The 18,409-nt window shown below is 69.1% G+C and carries 16 protein-coding genes; 6 read left to right on the top strand and 10 right to left on the bottom strand.

Features of this window, described 5'->3' with window-relative positions:
* Positions 1 to 243: 243 nt before the first annotated feature.
* Both ACFWJX_RS01500 and ACFWJX_RS01495 read right to left on the bottom strand, forming a co-directional pair.
* The gene (locus ACFWJX_RS01500) at positions 244 to 1,053 is read right to left on the bottom strand and encodes an SDR family NAD(P)-dependent oxidoreductase (protein WP_383235109.1); all 810 of its coding nucleotides are present in this window, start codon (positions 1,051 to 1,053) and stop codon (positions 244 to 246) included.
* Positions 1,054 to 1,221: 168 nt separating this feature from the next.
* Positions 1,222 to 2,643: an aldehyde dehydrogenase family protein gene (locus tag ACFWJX_RS01495; RefSeq protein WP_383235106.1), complete on the bottom strand. Its 1,422-nt coding sequence runs from the start codon at positions 2,641 to 2,643 to the stop codon at positions 1,222 to 1,224.
* A 158-nt stretch (positions 2,644 to 2,801) separates the two neighbouring features.
* On the opposite strand from ACFWJX_RS01495, the gene ACFWJX_RS01490 reads away from it, so the two are divergent.
* Complete coding sequence (locus ACFWJX_RS01490; RefSeq protein ID WP_381042959.1) at positions 2,802 to 3,500, top strand: TetR/AcrR family transcriptional regulator; 699 nt, start codon at positions 2,802 to 2,804, stop codon at positions 3,498 to 3,500.
* 229 nt (positions 3,501 to 3,729) lie between these two features.
* On the opposite strand, the gene ACFWJX_RS01485 is transcribed toward ACFWJX_RS01490, so the two are convergent.
* Both ACFWJX_RS01485 and ACFWJX_RS01480 read right to left on the bottom strand, forming a co-directional pair.
* Positions 3,730 to 4,674 carry an alpha/beta fold hydrolase gene (locus ACFWJX_RS01485; RefSeq protein ID WP_383235103.1) on the bottom strand — a complete coding sequence of 315 codons (945 nt, stop codon included), beginning with the start codon at positions 4,672 to 4,674 and terminating at the stop codon, positions 3,730 to 3,732.
* 264 nt (positions 4,675 to 4,938) lie between these two features.
* The gene (locus ACFWJX_RS01480) at positions 4,939 to 5,550 is read right to left on the bottom strand and encodes a CGNR zinc finger domain-containing protein (protein WP_383235100.1); all 612 of its coding nucleotides are present in this window, start codon (positions 5,548 to 5,550) and stop codon (positions 4,939 to 4,941) included.
* Positions 5,551 to 5,713: 163 nt separating this feature from the next.
* Here ACFWJX_RS01480 and ACFWJX_RS01475 point away from each other — a divergent pair, with 163 nt between their 5' ends.
* From ACFWJX_RS01475 to ACFWJX_RS01460, 4 genes are all read left to right on the top strand, one after another.
* Positions 5,714 to 5,866: a hypothetical protein gene (locus ACFWJX_RS01475; RefSeq protein ID WP_383235097.1), complete on the top strand. Its 153-nt coding sequence runs from the start codon at positions 5,714 to 5,716 to the stop codon at positions 5,864 to 5,866.
* A gap of 227 nt (positions 5,867 to 6,093) precedes the next feature.
* Entirely contained in the window at positions 6,094 to 6,882 is a 789-nt protein-coding gene (locus tag ACFWJX_RS01470) for an enoyl-CoA hydratase/isomerase family protein (protein ID WP_383235095.1), read from the top strand.
* 38 nt (positions 6,883 to 6,920) lie between these two features.
* Complete coding sequence (locus ACFWJX_RS01465; RefSeq protein ID WP_381042967.1) at positions 6,921 to 7,637, top strand: flavin reductase family protein; 717 nt, start codon at positions 6,921 to 6,923, stop codon at positions 7,635 to 7,637.
* Between the two features lie 161 nt (positions 7,638 to 7,798).
* Positions 7,799 to 9,616, top strand: a complete 1,818-nt coding sequence (locus ACFWJX_RS01460; RefSeq protein WP_383235092.1) for a GMC oxidoreductase — start codon at positions 7,799 to 7,801, stop codon at positions 9,614 to 9,616.
* Positions 9,617 to 10,079: 463 nt separating this feature from the next.
* Here the strand turns inward: ACFWJX_RS01460 and ACFWJX_RS01455 are convergent, their stop codons facing one another.
* The 6 genes from ACFWJX_RS01455 to ACFWJX_RS01430 all read right to left on the bottom strand — a co-directional run bounded on the left by ACFWJX_RS01455 (position 10,080) and on the right by ACFWJX_RS01430 (position 17,363).
* Positions 10,080 to 10,649, bottom strand: coding sequence for a TetR/AcrR family transcriptional regulator (locus tag ACFWJX_RS01455; RefSeq protein WP_383235090.1), 570 nt, complete (start codon positions 10,647 to 10,649; stop codon positions 10,080 to 10,082).
* A gap of 185 nt (positions 10,650 to 10,834) precedes the next feature.
* Entirely contained in the window at positions 10,835 to 12,136 is a 1,302-nt protein-coding gene (locus ACFWJX_RS01450) for a DUF3533 domain-containing protein (protein WP_383235087.1), read from the bottom strand.
* 236 nt (positions 12,137 to 12,372) lie between these two features.
* Entirely contained in the window at positions 12,373 to 13,599 is a 1,227-nt protein-coding gene (locus ACFWJX_RS01445; RefSeq protein ID WP_383235084.1) for an XdhC family protein, read from the bottom strand.
* Between the two features lie 43 nt (positions 13,600 to 13,642).
* Positions 13,643 to 15,886: a xanthine dehydrogenase family protein molybdopterin-binding subunit gene (locus ACFWJX_RS01440; protein WP_383235082.1), complete on the bottom strand. Its 2,244-nt coding sequence runs from the start codon at positions 15,884 to 15,886 to the stop codon at positions 13,643 to 13,645.
* Positions 15,883 to 16,881 (bottom strand): FAD binding domain-containing protein, encoded by a 999-nt coding sequence (locus tag ACFWJX_RS01435; RefSeq protein WP_383235079.1) that lies wholly within the window; start codon positions 16,879 to 16,881, stop codon positions 15,883 to 15,885. The genes ACFWJX_RS01440 and ACFWJX_RS01435 overlap by 4 nt, the downstream gene beginning before the upstream one ends.
* Positions 16,878 to 17,363, bottom strand: a complete 486-nt coding sequence (locus ACFWJX_RS01430) for a (2Fe-2S)-binding protein (RefSeq protein ID WP_383235076.1) — start codon at positions 17,361 to 17,363, stop codon at positions 16,878 to 16,880. The genes ACFWJX_RS01435 and ACFWJX_RS01430 overlap by 4 nt, the downstream gene beginning before the upstream one ends.
* Before the next feature lie 295 nt (positions 17,364 to 17,658).
* Between ACFWJX_RS01430 and ACFWJX_RS01425 the strand changes: the two genes are divergently transcribed.
* Positions 17,659 to 18,243 carry a TetR/AcrR family transcriptional regulator gene (locus tag ACFWJX_RS01425; RefSeq protein WP_383235073.1) on the top strand — a complete coding sequence of 195 codons (585 nt, stop codon included), beginning with the start codon at positions 17,659 to 17,661 and terminating at the stop codon, positions 18,241 to 18,243.
* Positions 18,244 to 18,409 lie beyond the last annotated feature (166 nt).

The following is an 18,409-nucleotide window of genomic DNA, read 5'->3' as shown; positions in this document are numbered from 1 at the left end:
ACGGGCACGGCGAGCCACGTGTAAGGGGTTGGGCACCGAACTCCGCGCGGGGTGGTGCTGGTGTGAAGAGCGGTCGGCGTCGCCTGCGGTCAGGTCGGGGTCTCGCCGCCGAAGCAGAAGCCGGGGTCTTCCACGGCCACCAGCACGGCGTGCCGGGAAGGGCGATTGATGATGTCCGGCGCCGCCCGGAGGTCGTCGTCCGAGGGACGGCGTCACTGCGTTTTGACGGTGGTCCGGAGAGTGTCAGTGGCCAGGCCGACTCGGGCGCATCTGCCACTGGGTCATCGCGCCGAAGGCCAGCACGGTGCCTCGGCGGGTGGTGAAGCGGGAGACGAGGGTGCCCCCCCAGTTGAACGTGCCGGAGACGACGCTGGGCGGCGGGTTGCGCCGGTCCAGCGCGCGCAGTGCGGTGGTGACCACCTGGCGGGGGGTCTGCTTCGGAACACCTCGGGCCATGTCATCGGAGCCGAGCACGTCGAAGAACTCGGTGCGGGTCGGGCCCGGGGAGATGGCGAGCACGCGCAGGCCGGTCCCTCGCGACTCCTGCCACAGTGCCTCGGTGAAACTCAGCACGAAGGCCTTGGTCGCCCCGTAGACGGCGGCGTTCGGCCACGGCTGGTACCCGAGTGTGCTGGCGACGTTGACCAGGACACCGGTCAGCTGGTCGATGAACGCCCTGGTGACGTCGACCAGACTGGCCACGTTCAGGCCGATCTCCTGCTGGATGCGCTCCGGATCATCCTGGCGGAACGGGGCATGGGTGCCGAAGCCGGCGTTGTTCACGAGGCTGGTGACGGTGATCCCGCGCCGGGCCACCTCCTTGGCCAGCGCTTCACCGGCGGCCGGCACGGTGAGGTCGAAGGGCACCACCGTGACGGTGACGTGGTGCTTCGCGGACAGCTCGTCGGCCAGGGCCTCCAGCCGGTCCGCGCGGCGGGCGACCAGCACCAGGTTCGAGCCGCGCTCGGCGAACCCGCGGGCGAACTCCGCGCCGAGTCCTGCACTCGCTCCGGTGATCAATGTGGTCTGGGTGCGGTAGTCGATCTTGCTCATGGCGGTCGGGGACGCGGTGCCCAGCGGGTACCTCTTCCCCTGCTCCTTTCACTTCTTGTGACGGTCGGAAACCGTCATCTGGTCCCGAGACGGGCCCGGAGGCCCGGCTCGGCGGTGGTCGTGACGCTTGAGGTCGTATCCCTGACTGCGGGGCGGTGATCACCCGGCTCACGTGATGCGTCGGAGGATGCGGTCCTTGCCGCGGGTGTAGGGCGGAGTGGCCACGCCCAGCGTGTCCGGCTTGAGCGGCTTGTCGAGGACGGACTTGATGTGACTGAAGGTGTCCAGGGAGTACGAGCCGTGGTAGCGGCCCATTCCGCTCTCACCGACGCCACCGAAGGGCAGGTCGGTAGCGCCGAGTTGGAGGTTCGAGAGGCCGAAGACCAGGCCGCCGGAGGACGTCTCCGCGGTCAGGCGCCGCTTGGAGCGCTTGGAGGCGGTGAAGGCGTACAGGGCCAGCGGCTTGTCCCGCCCGGTGATGAAGGCGATCGCCGCGTCGAGGTCGGGGACCCGGACGATGGGCAGGATGGGACCGAAGATCTCGTCGCGCATTACCGGGGAGTCGGGGTCGACGTCGGCCAGCACGGTCGGGGCGATGTAGCGGGCGTCGCGGTCGTGGTCGCCGCCCACGACGGTCCGGCCGTCGTTCAGCAGGCCGGCCAGCCGGTCGAAGTGGCGCTCGTTGATGATGCGGCCGTAGTCGTTGCTGCGGGCCGGTTCGGTGCCGTACATCTCACGGAGCGCCTCGGCCAGGTGTGCCTCGATCTCGTCGCCCGCCTCGCCTATCGCGAGCACGTAGTCGGGTGCCACGCAGGTCTGGCCCGCGTTCATGAACTTGCCCAGGGCGATGCGGCGGGCGGCCGTCGCGAGGTCGGCGCCGGGTTCGACGACGGCGGGGCTCTTGCCGCCCAGCTCCAGGGTGACCGGGGTGAGATGACGGGCCGCGGCGGTCATGACGATGCGTCCGACCGCGCCGTTGCCGGTGTAGAAGATGTGGTCGAAGCGCTGCGCCAGCAGGTCGGTCGTCTCCGGCACGCCTCCCTCGATGACGGCCACAGCCTGCGGGTCCAGGACCCGGGGCAGCCAGTGGGCGAGCACGGCCGAGGTCGCGGGGGCGACCTCGCTGGGCTTGAGGACGACGGCGTTGCCGGCGGCCAGTGCACCGATGACCGGCGCGAGCGCCAGATTGACCGGGTAGTTCCAGGGGGCGATGACCAGCACGACGCCCAGCGGCTCCCGCACGGTCCAGGCCCGGGACGGCATGAGCGACAGGGGCACGGAGGCCCTCTTCGGACGCAGCCACCGGTCGAGATGACGCAGGGTGTGGTCGATCTCCCTGACGAGGAAGCCGACCTCCATCATGTGCGACTCGGTCGCGCTCTTACCGAGGTCGGTGTGCAGCGCCGCAGCGAACACGTCCTCATGCTCCGTGAGCAGACGCTTCAACGCCTGCAGTTGCTGCTTGCGCCAGGCGACGGGCTTGGTGCGGCCGGTGTTGAACGTGGCCCGCAGTCGCGCGACGGTCTCCGCCGCAGGGGCCGCCGTGGCGGCGATGTCCGGCTGACCGCCGGTGGGTGCGTTGGTGTTCATACCCAGAAGCATATACGAAACGAAAGTCTTTCGTTTCGTTTCTTGTATACTTGCCGTGTGACCTACCGCACCCTTACTCAACGTTTCGTACGGCAGCCTGACCATCCAGTCCGCTCCGCCGCCCACGAGCCCCGCCGGATCTCTTCGGGAGCCGCCCGATGACCGGGACACAGGCACGCCGGGGGCGCCCCCGCGATGCCTCCCGCGACCGTGCGCTGCTGGACGCGACCCTGGCCGTTCTGACCGAGAGCGGTTACGGCGCACTCACCACCGCCGCCGTCGCGGCCCGCGCCGGAGTGTCCACCGCCACCCTCTACCGGCGCTGGCCGTCCAAGGAGGTCATGGTCGTCGACGCCGCCGCTGCGTACGCCAAGGAACTGACGGCGCAGCCGGACACCGGCACTCTCGAAGGTGACCTGCGCGCCCTGCTCCGGGACAAAGCGGCTTCTCTGACCGGCAACGAGGGAGGGGTGCTGCGCACTCTGATCGGCGAGGCCGCGTACAGCCCCTCCCTGGCCGAGGCCCTCACGAATGCCTTCATGGTGCCCGTGCGCGAGCGCATGGAGGAGATAACACAACGTGCGGTGGACCGGGGTGAGATCCCGCCGGTGGAGCACGCCGATCTGCTCGGCGACCTGCTGATCGGTCCCATGATGAGCAAGTTCTTCCTCACTCCTCTGCCGCCGAGCCAGGTCGATGCCGCCACCGCGGAAGAGACCGCCGACCGCATGCTGCCCTTCCTTCTGCGCGCCTTCGGACACCAGGGGCACGGTGGCGAGCGAGAAGTGGCTGTCCGCCCGGTTTCGAGCGTTCCCACAACGCGTTCAAAACCCCCGGGTCCGACGGCAGCCCCTTAAGGAGGAGCGCCACGAGAGGGCCGGTCGGCGGACGCCTCGAACGAATGACGCGCACGCCCGCCAGGTCAGCGGCCTGTACGAAGTCGGCTGTACTGGTGGGCGCGGTCCATCAGCCGGGCGTACCCGAAGACCTTCGGCGACCATCCGAGTCGGGGTCGTTGCCGACCACGTCCTATGCCTCTGTCCAGCGGAGCGCTCACCCACGCGGAGCGAGGACAAGACTGATGGGTCAGTTGTTCAGAAAGCTCAGGATGTGATCGGCGACCGGCTTGGGCTGCTCAAGGTGGAGAAAGTGTCCGGCACGGGGGACGACGACGCGTTCGAAGCCGTTCTTGAACACGGCGCCCATGCCGTCGCTCATCTCCACGGAAAAGCAGTTGTCGTCGGCCCCGTGGAGGTACAGCGACGGGACGGTGATGGCACCGCTCGCCCGGGCTTCCAGGGCTCGCGTCGCCTCATCGGCGGGAGGTGAGAACAGCTGGCGGTAGTAGCCCAGGGTCTCGGTCAGGACTCCTGGAGCGCGGAGGGTTTCCTTGAGCGCGGCGCGCTCCGCATCCCGCAGCTCGTAGCCGGGCGACCACTCCTGCCAAAGCCGGTCGATGAAGGCGAAGTCGTCGAGCTCGACGGCCGGCTCCGCCAGGGCCGTCTGGAAGAAGAACATGTACCAGCTGCGCCGCTGCTGGTCGCCGTTGGTGAGCCAGGCGGTTCGCACTTGCGGCCCGTAGGGAACCGCCATGCCGACCAGCTTGCGGACACGTGCCGCGTCGAGGCTCGCCGCCGCGTACGCCGCCCGAGCACCGAGGTCGTGACCGACGAGATCCGCCCGCTCGCGCCCGAGCGCTTCGATCAGGTTAAGGACGTCCTGCCCGGTCGCTGACGCGCGATAGGAGCCGTCGGGCGCCGCGCCATCGGGCCAGTATCCGCGCTGTGCGGGAGCGACCGCCCAGTAGCCGTCCCTTGCGAGGCGGTCGAGCATCCCTGCCCAGGAGCCGGCATGGTCGGGAAAACCGTGGAGGCACAGGACGAGCGGCCCGCTGCCGGCCTCCAGGATCGGAACCTCCAGTCCGCCTGCCTGAATCGTCCGACGACGGATGCCGCCACCAGCCGAGGAACCACCTGTCGTCGAGTCCTTGCCGGACGGATGCGTCTGCGGGTGCTGTGTCTGGGGTGCCATGCGTTCAACCTCCAGGCCGCTTTCGCGGCGTCGCGGGCCGGCAGGCACCGGACCGAGTAGTGAGCCCTGAGGTCATCGAGTGCGGCCACGGCGACGTCACGCGGGTTGGCCTTGGGCGCGTCTGGGCTCCCTCAGAGTGCAGCAACCGTACGGGTTTCACTTATTTCAACTCAAGTGAAAGCGATGTTCACTGTTGAAAAGATGCGGACTCGCTGTGCTGATTCCGCTGGAGTTCTCCCGCCAGGCGACCGCCCCGGACGACTTCTACAACCCGGCGGTACGGACACGTTGACGGGCCCGATGGGCACGCAGGTTCTCGGGGTTGCCGCAGGTCTTGGTGGAGTGCCATACACCGCTGTTGTTGCGGGAGCGGTCGAAGAACGCCGTTGTGCAGCGCGTATTGCGGCAGATCTTGAGTCGGCGCCAGGTGTCCGCCTGCTGAGCCTGGAACACCTCGAGCAACACCAGGGCGGCCACATACCGCCAGCCCTGGCCGCGAGGCTCCAGGACGGCCCGTCCGTTGCGGTCCATCCGCACGGCCGCCGCGGCGACATGAACGGCGGGCGCGACGGTCCGGTCGTCGGCGTCCGTGCCGTCGTCGTTTCGTGAGGCGAGAAGCCGCCGCAACTCGGCACGCAGGCCGCGCAGTTCCTCGAGATCACTCTCGATGAGAGGCACCTGTGCGGCGACCTGCCCCCTCTCCTGCGCCCAGCAGTCCAGCGCCTGATCGACCCAGGTCTGCGCGTCGGAGAGGCCGTCCAGGAGATCGGCCGCCCGGGGCCGACCGGCAGAAATGGTGTTGAGCAGGTCGTGCACGAGCGCCAGCCCGACCGGCGCCGGTTCGACCTCGTACCGCGTGGACGCGGACCACACCATGACCCCGCCTCCCTTTCGCTGATCGTTCGGGTCTACCGACATGACCGTGACCGTTTGGCCACTGGCTCAGGGTACGACACCTCCGCCCCCTTGAAGTGAAAGAAGCTAAAGGCGTAAGGTTCTTTCATCGATTGGTGACGCAGCCACACGAAGGGTGTCGCTCATGAGCTCGTCCGGCCACCAGCGCTCCCGCCCGAGGCGGGCCCGCGCCGACGCCGCCAGGATCGGGCCGTGGGTGGGGCACCGGCTGCGCCGGGGTGCCACGCGCCCGTCCTCGGCGGCGCCGATCGCCGACCACGCGCCGCCGCCCGGGTGACGCAGGTGAGACCCGGGCAGGTGGGCACCCCGGGTCTCCCCCACTTCCGCTGACCGCCTACGTACGAGCCCTAAATCCAAGCGGCTGACGCTCATCGACGGTGGCCGCTTCGCCCCGTACAGCACGCAGTTCCCCCTCGCCGCACAGTCCGCCCCGGACCGGTTCCGCGAGCACCTCACCCGACCGACGGCGAGCCCGCCCGCACCGTCCCGAGCCAAGGAAGTTCCATGTCCGTACTCACCCACTCCCTCGACGGCGACGTCGCCACGATCGTCCTCGACAACCCCCCGCAGAACCGCTTCGCGCCCGAGTTCACCCAGGAACTCAGCGACATCGTCGACGCCATCACCCGCAGCCCGGCCCGCGCCGTCGTCCTGCGGGCCGAGGGACCCGACTTCAGTCACGGCGGCGACTTCCGCCCCTGGGTCGGCGCCGACCGCGCCAGCCTGCGGGCCGACTTCGACCACGCCCTGGCCGTGATCAACCGGTTCGAACAGCTCCCGATCCCGGTCGTGGCCGCGGTGCAGGGGCTCTGCTACGGCGGCGGCTTCGAGCTCGCCCTGCGCGCCGACATCATCCTCGCCGGTGAGAGCGCCCGCTTCGGCCATCCCGAGCAGTCGCTCGGCATCGTCACCCTCCTCGGCGGGATCCACCGTGTCGCCGAACGGGCCGGCCGGGCCCGCGCCTACGAATGGGCACTGACCTCCGAACAGGTACCCGCCACGGTCATGGCCGAGGCCGGCGTCATCAACCGCGTCGTCCCCGACGACGAACTCCGCGCCGAAGCCGAGGCCTTCGCCCGCAAGATCGCCCAAGGCCCCACCCGGGCACACGTCGCGCACAAGGCGCTGCTGCGCTCCTGGGCCACGGGCGGCATCCCCGCCGCCGACCAGCAGCTGTTCGACCTGGCCGTCCCGCTCTTCGAGACCGAGGACGTCAAGGACGGCATGAACTCCGCGGCCAAGGCCCTCAAGGAGGGACGCCCCCGCCCCGCTTTGCCCTTCAAGGGCCGCTGACCCGCAACTCTCCCCCCACACTCACCAAGGGACACCACATGATCATCGACTCCGCCGACCTGGACGCGAAGTCCGCCTACAAGCTGCTCATCGGCAGCGTCATCCCTCGCCCCATCGCCTGGGTGAGCACCCTGTCCACCGAAGGCGTGGGCAATCTGGCCCCCATCTCCTTCTTCACGGTCGTCGGGCGCAAGCCGCCCCGGATCTCGCTGTCGTTCCAGCCGCGCTCGGACGGGGCCACGCTCAAGGACAGCTTCGTCAACATCCGGGACACCGGCGAGTTCGTCACCAACATGGCCACCCTGCCGCAGATCGACGGTCTGAACCGCAGCGCCTTCGAGTTCGAGCCCGATGTCGACGAGTTCGACGCGGTCGGGCTGGAGAAGGTGCCGTCCGAAGCCGTTCGTCCGCCGCGTATCAAGGGCGCGCCCATCGCGTTCGAGTGCACCGTCGAGCACATCTTCTCGTCGCCCGACGGACTCAACAACGCCGTCTGGGGCAACGTGGTGCGCTTCTACGTCCGCGACGACCTCTATGTGGGCGGCCGGATCGACTTCGGTGCCATCGCTCCGGTGGGACGACTCGCCGCCGAATACACCCTGGTGGACAACGCGTTCGAGACGCCGCTCGACGCCGAAGTGATCCAGGAACGCGCCAGTCGCCGTATGGTGCGGCTGGATCGCAAGGACACGTACTACTCGCCGATCGACACGCCCCACTGGTCGCCGTCGGGCTCCACGACCACCCTCGACTGACCGTCACGACGTGACGAGGTGACACGCCTCAGGGAACTGGCTGACTGAGCGTCTGCCCCTTCGAGCCCGGGACGCGCCGACCCGGGTGTGTCACCCCGCGCCCCTCCGGTGAAGACGCCCGTCATCCGCCGAACCGCACCCGTTCTCAACGAGGAGAGCACGTGTCACGGAAGAACTCTTCCACGAAGCCGAACGAGCACAGCGACGACTCCGCGTACGACTACGACGTGATCGTCGTCGGTTCCGGTTTCGGCGGATCCGTCACCGCCCTTCGGCTCACCGAGAAGGGCTACCGCGTAGGCGTGCTGGAAGCGGGCCGCAGGTTCACCGCTGACGCGCTGCCCAAGAACTCCTGGGACGTCAGGAACTATCTCTGGGCACCCAAGCTCGGACTGTACGGCATCCAGCGCATCCATCCGCTGGGCACCGTGGTGGTGCTGGCGGGGGCCGGGGTCGGGGGTGGTTCCCTCAACTACGCCAACACCCTGTACGAACCGCCGAAGCCGTTCTTCGACGACCCGCAGTGGAAGGACATCACCGACTGGGAAGGGGAGCTGAAACCGTACTACGACCAGGCCCGGCGCATGCTCGGGGTGCGGCTCAACCCGACGACGACCCCCGCCGACGTACACCTGCGGGCGGTCGCCGAACAGATGGGCGTGGGCGAAACCTTCCACATGGCCCCTGTGGGGGTCTTCTTCGGCGACGGCCAGGACGCCGACGGGACGACGAAGGCCAAGCCGGGACAGGAGGTGGGCGACCCGTACTTCGGGGGTGTCGGCCCGGCTCGCAAGGCCTGTGTCGAGTGCGGTGAGTGCATGACGGGCTGTCGCCGCGGCGGGAAGAACAGCCTCAACGAGAACTACCTCTATCTCGCCGAGCAGGCGGGCGCCGTCGTCCACCCCATGACGACCGTCGTCTCGATCACGGACGACTCGCCGGGCGGGTACACGGTCAAGACCCAGCCGACAGACCGGAAACGCAAGAGCGAGGGCCGCACTTTCAGGGCGCGGAACGTCGTCATCGCGGCCGGTACGTACGGTACGCAGACGTTGCTCCACCGGATGAGAACGGGTGGCCAGCTCCCGCACATATCCGAGCGACTCGGTGATCTGACGCGCACCAACTCCGAAGCCCTGGTGAGTGTGCACGCGAACGCCCGGCGACACCGCAAGGTCGCCGGAAGGCAGCGCATCGACTTCACCCGCGGTGTGGCCATCACATCCTCGATCCACCCCGACGAGAACACCCACATAGAACCCGTCCGCTATGGCAAGGGATCCAACGCGATGGGCGCCGGGTTCGTCCTGCAAGTCCCGTACGCCGAGGGGCCGTCGAGGTTCCTGGGCTGGCTGGTGAACGTGGCGAAGCACCCGATGCTCATGGCTCGCTCGCTCTCCAACCGCCGTTGGTCCGAGCGGACGATCATCGGTCTGGTGATGCAGTCGCTGGACAACTCCCTCACGACCTATCTGAAGCCGAAGGGCGTGGGGAAGGGCTTGTTGCTGGCTCGTCAGGGCCATGGGGCGCCCAACCCCAAGCAGATCAAGGCGGCTTCGGAGGCCGCCTCGGTCATCGCTGCCGAGGTCGACGGCTTCGCGGGCAGTAACGTGGGCGAGCTGATGGGCATGCCGCTCACCGCGCACTTCCTGGGCGGCTGCCCCATCGGCGACACCCGTGAGACCGGCGTGATCGACCCGTACCACCGGCTGTACGGACACCCCGGCATCTCCGTCGTCGACGGAGCGGCGATCTCCGCCAACCTGGGCGTCAACCCGTCCCTCACGATCACGGCCCAGGCCGAGCGCGCGATGTCGGTCTGGCCCAACAAGGGCGAGCAGGACCCTCGTCCAGCGCAGGGAGCGGCCTACCAGCGCCTGGCGCCCGTGGAGCCCCGCCGCCCGGCAGTCCCGTCGGACGCTTTCGGCGCCCTGAAGTTGCCGTTCCTGGGGATGCCGGCCGTGCCGCCGAAGAAGTAACCGCGCCAGACAACGTGTCCCCGTCGAAGGCTCCACGGACGCCGCCGCCTTCGACGGGGACGTCCGCGCGCTGTTCGAGGGCGAGCCGGCCCTCAGAGTGTCGTTGGCCGAAACGGGCCGATGCCGCGCGCGGCGAGGGAATCGTCGAGTTCGGCGGAACGGCCGCTCGTCGGCCTTGGGATCGTCCGGGGCCAGGTCACGGGCAGCCGGGTCGGCGTGCACACCAGGTGTGCAGCTTCAGGCCCCGTGGGAAGCGGGAGTGGGAGCGGCGATAGCCGAAGTTGGTCCGGTCGGCAAGTCGGAGCGTTCGACGGTCCTGCGGGAGCGGGCGCACTCGGCGCACAGCTGGCTCGCAGCCAATGTTGCAGGCCGGCCGCTGCGCCAGCTACGAAACCATCCCGTGCAGGTGCGCGCACGGAAGACGGAAGCGCCGTCAAGAGGCCGGTATCAAGTACGAGGTGCGTCAACGCACGCCTGCACTGTCGAGCAGGACGCCCACGGTGGGCCCGATGAGCCCAGCCAGGTCCTCGGCCCTGTTGCCCGCGCGGGCTACGGCGCCGTCGAAGGTGAGGCTGAGCTGCCTGGCCAGCAGGTCGGGATCGCTCGCCCCACCCCGTTCGGCCTCAGCACGGAAGAAGTCCGTGAGATTCCCCTTGACCCGGCGGACCACCTGGCTCGCGGGGTGGCCCTTATCCTTGAGCTCGATCTGCACGGCAAGGTAGCGGCAGCCTCGGAATTCCGGCGCACCCGCCCGGGACTCCACTTGCTCGAACACGTGCAGGATCCGTTCGCGTGACGGGCGACCATCGTCTGCCGCGGGCAGGAGTCGCGCCGCGAAGGCAGTGATGCGTTCCTCCAGCCTCGCCGTCAGGAGTTCGTCCTTGCTTTCGAAGAGCTGGTACATGGAACGCTTCGACACCCCTGCGGCCTTGCACAGCGCGTCGACACCGATGCCGACGCCTTCTTGGTAGGTGAGCGTGGCGGCTGCCTCCAACAGTCGCTCGCGGGGAGTCGCCTTCGCCTGGGTTGCCATGGTGAGAGAACTCGATTCTGACGAAAAGAAAGCCGATCGGTTTCCGCTGAGGGCTCGGCGGCGGCTGCGTGAGTGCCGCCGCCGAGCCCTTGGGGTGTGCACGCCTCCCGTCCCCACGGAGCGACGCACACCGAGGGCCACTCCGCACAATGGCCCGGTCTCAGGTGACGCGTGAGTACGGTCCGCTACGCGGCGTCGGCAGGCTCCTTGTGCTTCGCCTCCGCGGCGGGGGTGCGGTGCAGCCCCTTGCGGTCGTACCAGCTCGTCGTACCGAAGCCGAACAGTGCGGCTGCCACGAGGCCGACGGCCATCATGACCCAGCCCCGGGTCAGGCCCGCGTCGCCCTGGGCGTCGTAGTAGAGGATCGAGCGGACACCGCCGACGATCTGCCGCAGCGGCTCGAACTCCGCGAGGAAGCGATAGAAAGCGGGCAGCGACTCGATCGGGGTGGTGGCACCGGCCGTCGGCACGGCCATCGCGATGAAGACCAGCGTGACCACGAGCATGCCGGGCGTACCGAAGACGGCGAGCAGAGTGAGGGCGCCGATCCCGGCGACGGCGATGGCGGACACCGAGTACAGCCACAGCAGCGGCAGGTGGGAGGCGTCCATCCCCATGATGCCGATCGCTCCCACCATGACGAGGGTGCCCATCAGCAGAGACAGGGCCACCATGAGGGTGCTGCTCATGGCGAGGCTCTGCACGCGGGTGGCCCGGGTCAGCGGGCGGTGGATGCGCAGCGGGCCCATGTCGTTGTGGGTGTAGCCGAGCGCGTGGTCGACCTGGCCGCTGATGACGTTGGCGGAGAGCATGCCGCAGACCACGAGGACGAGCGCGTAGTAGAACGCCGACATGCCCAGGCCGCTGTGCGAGTCGAGTGGATGCCCGTCCTTGACGGTCACCGCGGCCGGATCGGCCAGCAGGACGCGGGCCGCGGTCGGCAACTTGGCCTGCTGGGCCTGGGTCTGAGCGGTCAGCTGCTTGCCCACTTGGAGCGAGGCGCCCTCGGCCGCCGTCGTCGTCGCCTGCCGGGCGATGCTGGAGCCTATGCTGCCGGCGGACTGGTTGGTCAGCACCGTCAGCTGCGGGCGAACCGGATGGTCGGTTGCCGAGGATCCGGTCAGCGCGGTGACGGAGGAGGTGAAGTCAGCGGGTACGACCAGCGCGCCGAACAGCTTCCCCTTGCCGAGCTCCTCCTTCGCCTCCTTCTCATCCATCACCTTCCAGTCGATCTTGTCCCCGCCCGCGGCGGACGTCTTGATCGACCCGGTGATCTGCGCCCCGAGATTGACCTGCTTGCCGCCGACACCGGCCCCCTTGTCGGAGTTGACCAGGCCGACCGGCAGATTCTTCGTATGGCCGGCTGGATCGATATTGGGGCCGACGTAGAAGATGCTGAACAACAGCGCAAGTACGCCCGTGATGACGCCGCTGGCTATCCAGAGGGGCCTGGCACGCAGCAGGCGGAAGGGGTGAATTCCATTCATGACTTACTCCGGTCTGGACAACACAGATCGCATCAGGAGGAGACCGGACGGCGCCATTGCAGGCCGGGAGCTCTTTGGGGTTCAACCCTCGGCCTGTACAGCAGCAGGGGAACACGGTGACCGCCCGGCAACCCTGGATCACGGTCGTCACCGCCCCTTATGGGAAACCAGCCGGTTTCACCACCATTGTAAACCGATCGGTTTCACGCGCCAAACCGAGGGCCCTCCCGAGTCACTCATGCCACGCCGACACCGACCGGGCTCTGGATGTCCCGGTCGGCCCGATGGCCGGCTCGCGATCGCGTCGTCATGCGGTCACTCGCGCTGATCGACGCCGGCCTGCGCCCTTCGGTGTCGTGGTGGATCGGCATGGGCGAGTCCCTCAGCGGCAGGCCCGTTCCGCCCTGGCGGGCGGCGACGATCTCGGCCGCGATGGACAGCGCCGTCTCCTCGGGTGTGCGGGCGCCGAGATCCAGGCCGATCGGTGAGTGCAGGCGGGCCAGCTCGGCTTCGGTGAGACCGATTTCACGGAGTCTGCGGTCGCGGTCCTCGTGGGTGCGGCGCGAGCCCATCGCACCGATGTAGGCGGCCGGCAGCCGCAGGGCCGTCTCCAGGAGGGGCACGTCGAACTTGGCGTCGTGGGTGAGGACGCACACCACCGTACGGTCGTCGGTCCGGATACGGCGCAGGTAGCGGTGCGGCCAGTCGACCACGATGTCGTCGGCCTCGGGAAAGCGTGACCGGGTGGCGAAGACGGGCCGGGCGTCGCACACGGTGACGTGGTAGCCGAGGAACTTGCCCACGCGCACCAAGGCCGCGGCGAAGTCGATGGCGCCGAAGACGAGCATGCGCGGCGGCGGCACGCTCGACTCGACGAACAGGGTCAGGTCGGGCTCGCAGTGGGATCCGTCCTGCGCGATGTCGAAGGTGCCCGTGTGACCGGCGTTCAGCAGGGAGCGGGTTTCGTCGGCGACGGCTCGGTCCAGGCCGGGATGTCGGCCGAGTTCACCTTCGTACGATCCGTCGTGGCTAACCGCCAGTGCCCGTCCGAGGAGTTCTGCCGGGCCGCGGACCACGCGGGCGAGCGCCACCGCCTCACCCCGGACGGCGGCCGACAGCGCCGTCTGGAATGTCTTCCTGTCCGGTCCGTCGGCAGGCACCGGCGTGACCAGGATGTCGAGGACACCGCCGCAGGTCAGACCCACGGCGAAGGCGTCCTCGTCGCTGTAGCCGAACCGCTCGCGCACCGCCTCGCCGTCGGCGAGCGCCTGGGCGCACAGGTCGTAGACCGCGCCCTCCACGCAGCCGCCGGACACCGACCCGACGGCCGTGCCGTCGGCGTCGACGGCAAGCGCGGCGCCCGGCCCGCGCGGCGCGCTGCCGCTGACGGCCACGACGGTGGCCACGGCGAAGCCCCGCCCGTCCTCGAGCCACCGGTTCAGCTCGTCAGCGATGTCCAGCATGGGTGTTTCTTTCTTGTCGCAGTGCGCAGACCGGGCCGTCGTCTCAGAGCAGTTTGTCCAGCGTGATCGGCAGGTCCCGGATCCGCTTGCCGGTCGCGTGATAGACGGCGTTCGCGATCGCGGCCGCCACGCCGGTCATGCCGACCTCGCCAAGTCCGATGATTCCCAGGGGCATCGTCTTGTCCGGCTCGTCCAGCCAGTCGACGTCGATCGGGGGGATGTCGGCGTGCACCGGCACGTAGTAGGAGTCGAGCCCGGCGCTCATGGTGCGCCCGTTGCGCGGATCGATCAGGGCCTGCTCCGACAGCGCCATGCCGATACCCATGACCACGGCCCCGCGGAGCTGGCTGGCCGCGGTCTTGGGGTTGATGATGCGGCCGACGTCGAACATGCCGAGCCAGCGGGAGATCCGCAGTTCGCCGGTGTCGGCGTTCACCCGCACCTCGCAGAACTGAGCTCCACGGGCGGCCTTGGACCAGCGCTGGTCCTTCAGGAAGGTGGAAAGGAAGCGGCCCTGACTGCCCAGCAGACCCAACCGTGTGGCCGACCCGACCGAGGCCTCGAGGAACGGGGTACGTGCCGCGCGCAGGGCGGCCGCCGGTTCCTGACCGGTCGTGCCCGTACGCCGGGCCAGGGCACTCACCTTGCGGGTCAGCTCGGCGCACGCGGCGAGGACGCTGGTGGCGACCGTCGCCGTCTGGTTGGAGTTGCCTGCCATCGGGCCGGACGGCAGGGCCGAATCGCCGTACTCGACCCGGACCTTCTCGTACGCGATGCCGAGCGCGTCGGCGGCGATCTGTGCCTGTACGGTCGCGGCGCCCATGCCCATCTCGTGGAAGCCGCACTGCACGAGAGCGCTGCCGTCGTCGCTCAGCCGTACCTTGACGTCGGCGACCAGGCGCAGGACCGGGTGGTAGGCGGTGGCCGTGCCCATCCCGACGAGCCACTCGCCGTCCCGCATGGAGCGGGGTTCGGGGTTACGGTCCGCCCAGCCGAAGCGTTCGGCGCCGATCTCGAAGGCTTCACGCTGCATCCGCTGGGAGAACTTCTTGCCGCCCGTCGGATCCTTTGCGGGCTCGTTGCGCAGCCGCAGGGCGATCGGGTCCATGGACAGCTCGTAGGCGAGTTCGTCCATCGCCGATTCCAGCACGAAACTGCCGATCGCCTCGCCGGGGGCGCGCAGCCAGGTGTTGGGCATCAGATCCATCGCGACGAGGTTCTGCCGGGTCAGCATGTTCTCGGCGCCGTAGAGGTGCCTGGCCGGAGAGCTGGTCGCCTCGAGCAGGCCCCCGGCCGAGCCGATGCGGGTGACGCTGTCCTGGATCAGCGAGGTGAGCCGGCCGTCACGGGTCGCACCGAGCGCGATCCGGTTGGTCGAGGCGGTACGCCCGCCGGTGGCGCGGTTGACGGCCGTGCGGCTCAGCGCCAGGCGTACGGGCCGCCCGACGGCCTTGGCCGCCATCGCCGCGATGACCGTGCCGGGCCAGACGGCGAACTTCCCGCCGAAGCCGCCTCCCAGGAACTCGGCACGGACGCGGACGTGGGACGCCGGCACACCGAACCGCCAGGCAAGGTAACGGCGGGTCTGGTTGGTGGCCTGGGTGGTGTCGTGCACGGTGAGGTGGTCACCGTCCCAGACGGCGACCGTGGCGTGCGGCTCGATCGCGTTGTGCTGCAGGCCGGGGGTGGTGTAACGCAGGTCGACCGAGACCTCCGCAGCGGCCAGCGCCGCCTCGGCGTCACCCTTCTTCGACTGGCCGGAGAAGGTGAGGTCGCCCTTCGCCGGGGTGGCGTTGTGCTGCTCGGTGGCGAAGTCCACCCGCGCGGGCAGCAGGTCGTAGGTCACCTTGACGAGCGGGGCGGCCTCGTTCGCCGCGGCCGAGCTCTCCGCGACCACGACGGCGATCGGCTGGCCGTCCCAGAAGACCTGATCGGTGTTGAGGTGGTCGACGTCGGTTCCCGAGACGTCGGGTCCCAGGTCACGCACGATGTTGGGTTTGCGAGGTGGTTTGATCCTCGGCGCGTTGAGGTGGGTGAGGACCGCCACGACGCCGGGCACCGCGGCCGCGGCGGCCGTGTCGATGCCGGTGATCGTGCCACGGGCGACGGTGGCATGGACCAGCGTCGCGTACGTGAGGCCCGGGTAGTGGTGCTCGGCGGAGAACAGCACCGCCCCGGTCACCTTCGCGTGGCCGTCCCGGCGGTCCACCGGCCGGCCCACCGCGCCCCCGACGGGTACGGAAGCATCCGCGCCGGACTCGGCATCTGTCCTGGTGCGTGTGGTCACGATGCGCTCCGCTCGGCGTTGAGTTTCCGCAGCACGGCCACGACCGTCCGCTGGGCCAGGTCGATCTTGAAGGCGTTGTCGGGCAGGGCCACGGCGGGGGCGAGTTCGGCGGCGGCGGCCCTGGCGAAGGTCTCGTCGGTGGCTTCGGCGCCGAGCAGCAGTTCTTCCGCGATGTGTGCCCGCCACGGCTTGGTCGCGACGCCGCCGAGTGCCAGTCGGACCTCGGCGATGCGGCCGTCGGCGGCGACCTCGAGCGCCGCGGCGACCGAGACCAGGGCGAAGGCGTACGACGCTCGGTCGCGGACCTTGCGATAACGCGAGTGCGCTGCCACCGGTACCGGCGGCAGCTCGACGGCCGTGATCAGCTCGTCGGCGGCCAGCACCGTCTCCATGTGGGGTGTGTCGCCGGGCAGCCGGTGGAAGTCAGCGACCGGGATACGCCGGATGCCACGCACGCTCTCGACCTCGACGACCGCGTCGAGCAGCACCAGTGCCACTGCCATGTCCGAGGGATGCGTCGCGATGCAGAGCTCGCTCGCCCCGAGGACCGCGCTGCCGCGGGAGAACCCGCCGATCGCGTCACAGCCACTGCCGGGTTCGCGTTTGTTGCAGGCGGAGGCCTCGCCGTAGAAGTACATGCAACGGGTGCGCTGCAGCAGGTTCCCGCCCACGGTCGCCATGTTCCGCAGCTGGGCGGACGCCCCCAGCAGGATCGCCTGCGCCAGCACCGGATAGCGGGTCCTGATGAGGGGGTCCGCCGCGAGCCTGCTGTTGCTCACCAGTGCGCCGACTCGGATGGTGCCGTCGGGCAGTTCCTCGATCCCGGTCAGCGGCAGGCGAGTGATGTCCACGACCGCCGCCGGGTGTTCGATGCCCTCACGCATGAGGTCGACGAGGTTCGTCCCGCCCGCGAGGAACTTCACGTCATCGCTGTCCGCGATCGTGCGCAGCGCAGTGCCCACGTCCGGTGCGCTGAGGTAGGAGAACGACTTCACTTCGCGACCTCCTTGATCGCCGAGACGATGCCGTTGTAGGCGCCGCAGCGGCACAGGTTGCCGCTCATCCGCTCCCGGATCTCCGCATCGTCCAGCTCCCCGCCGGTGTCGGCGAGATGCTCGGTCGCCGCACTGGGCGCGCCTTCCTTGTGCTCGGCGAGCATCCCGATCGCCGAACAGATCTGGCCCGGCGTGCAGTAGCCGCACTGGAATCCGTCCGTGCGGACGAAGGCCTCCTGGAGCGGATGGTCAACCCCTTCGATGGTCGTGATCTCACGGCCCTGGTACTGCACCGCCAGCGCGAGGCACGCGTTGATCCGCCGGCCGTCGGCGAGGACCGTGCAGGCGCCGCACGCACCTTGGTCGCAGCCCTTCTTGGTGCCGGTCAGGCCCAGGTACTCGCGCAATGCGTCGAGCAGGCTCACCTGTGGCGCGACGTTCAGCCGCTGGGCGGACCCGTTGATCCGCAGCTCGATCTCCACCGTGTCATTCCTCCGGTTCGCCCGTGGGCTCGTTCTCCTGGGGGCCATCAGGCACATAGGCCAGGACCAGAGGGACTCCGCTCCGCGGACTTGAGAAACCGCCGACCGGGAGCCGAGTCATGAGGGTAGGTCCATGATCTAAAACACGAACGTAGCAGTTCAACCCAATAACCGCATCACCTTTGTCGCAACTTTACATTCCCACGCAACAGCATTGATGCAAATCGGTACAAATTCGCAGGTCAGGCGTATGGTCTTCGGTGCATCACGAATCAACAACGGGAGTGGATAAGTCATGGGCCGACCCCTGCGGGCGGATGCCGCGCGCAGTGTGCGCGCGATTCTGGAGGCGGCCGAGCAGGTCCTTGCCGAAGACCCCGGGGCCTCCATGGAGCAGATCGCCGAACAGGCGGGCGTGGCCAGAACGACCGTGCATCGGCGGTTCGCCAACCGCCAGGCCCTCATCGAAGCACTCGCCGCCTCGGCGAAGCGGCAGCTCATGGAGTGCGTGGCGGACGCCCACATGGACACCGCCCCACCGCTCGTGGCACTGCACCGCGTCACGGCGAACGTTCTGCGGATCAAGAGCGTCAGGCGGTTCACCCTCGGCCACCCTCTCGCCGACACTCCCCTCACCGCGGCGATCTGGTCCGAGGTCAACGCCGGCGCCCTCGAGTTCTTCACCCGGGCCCAGCGCGAAGGGCTCCTCGCCCCGGACACGAACCTCATGTGGGCCCGGCGGGTCTACTACGCCCTCGTCGACGAGGCCCAACACGGCGGCGGCGCGGATCTCGACCCGGACCAGGTCCGGCAGAACGCCGACGCACTGGCCACGCTCGTCGTCGACACGTTCCTGCGCGGCACGGGACCCCACGGCTGAACCGGCCGGCCGCCCCGTCCCGTCTTGCCTTCGGCCGCTCCCCGTACGAATCGTGAACAGTGCGCCAGCACAAGGCAGAAAGACCAGGTGCGCCATGCATCGCACCGGCGGGCCGCCCGGCCAACACACACGGCAGCCGGCGTCGCCGGTCTGTCCATCACGGCCT

Origin of the sequence: Streptomyces sp. NPDC058335 (genome assembly GCF_042723915.1) — a bacterium.
In the GTDB taxonomy this organism is placed as follows: domain Bacteria; phylum Actinomycetota; class Actinomycetes; order Streptomycetales; family Streptomycetaceae; genus Streptomyces.
This window is presented reverse-complemented; position numbering and strand designations above follow the sequence as displayed.

Bases quoted from the DNA above. Each gene is read 5' to 3' on its own strand.
- ACFWJX_RS01465 (WP_381042967.1), top strand. From the start codon at position 6,921: ATGATCATCGACTCCGCCGACCTGGACGCGAAGTCCGCCTACAAGCTG.
- ACFWJX_RS01445 (WP_383235084.1), bottom strand. From the start codon at position 13,599: ATGCTGGACATCGCTGACGAGCTGAACCGGTGGCTCGAGGACGGGCGG.
- ACFWJX_RS01425 (WP_383235073.1), top strand. From the start codon at position 17,659: ATGGGCCGACCCCTGCGGGCGGATGCCGCGCGCAGTGTGCGCGCGATT.
- ACFWJX_RS01490 (WP_381042959.1), top strand. From the start codon at position 2,802: ATGACCGGGACACAGGCACGCCGGGGGCGCCCCCGCGATGCCTCCCGC.
- ACFWJX_RS01495 (WP_383235106.1), bottom strand. From the start codon at position 2,643: ATGAACACCAACGCACCCACCGGCGGTCAGCCGGACATCGCCGCCACG.
- ACFWJX_RS01475 (WP_383235097.1), top strand. From the start codon at position 5,714: ATGAGCTCGTCCGGCCACCAGCGCTCCCGCCCGAGGCGGGCCCGCGCC.
- ACFWJX_RS01500 (WP_383235109.1), bottom strand. From the start codon at position 1,053: ATGAGCAAGATCGACTACCGCACCCAGACCACATTGATCACCGGAGCG.
- ACFWJX_RS01450 (WP_383235087.1), bottom strand. From the start codon at position 12,136: ATGAATGGAATTCACCCCTTCCGCCTGCTGCGTGCCAGGCCCCTCTGG.
- ACFWJX_RS01485 (WP_383235103.1), bottom strand. From the start codon at position 4,674: ATGGCACCCCAGACACAGCACCCGCAGACGCATCCGTCCGGCAAGGAC.
- ACFWJX_RS01470 (WP_383235095.1), top strand. From the start codon at position 6,094: ATGTCCGTACTCACCCACTCCCTCGACGGCGACGTCGCCACGATCGTC.
- ACFWJX_RS01480 (WP_383235100.1), bottom strand. From the start codon at position 5,550: ATGGTGTGGTCCGCGTCCACGCGGTACGAGGTCGAACCGGCGCCGGTC.
- ACFWJX_RS01455 (WP_383235090.1), bottom strand. From the start codon at position 10,649: ATGGCAACCCAGGCGAAGGCGACTCCCCGCGAGCGACTGTTGGAGGCA.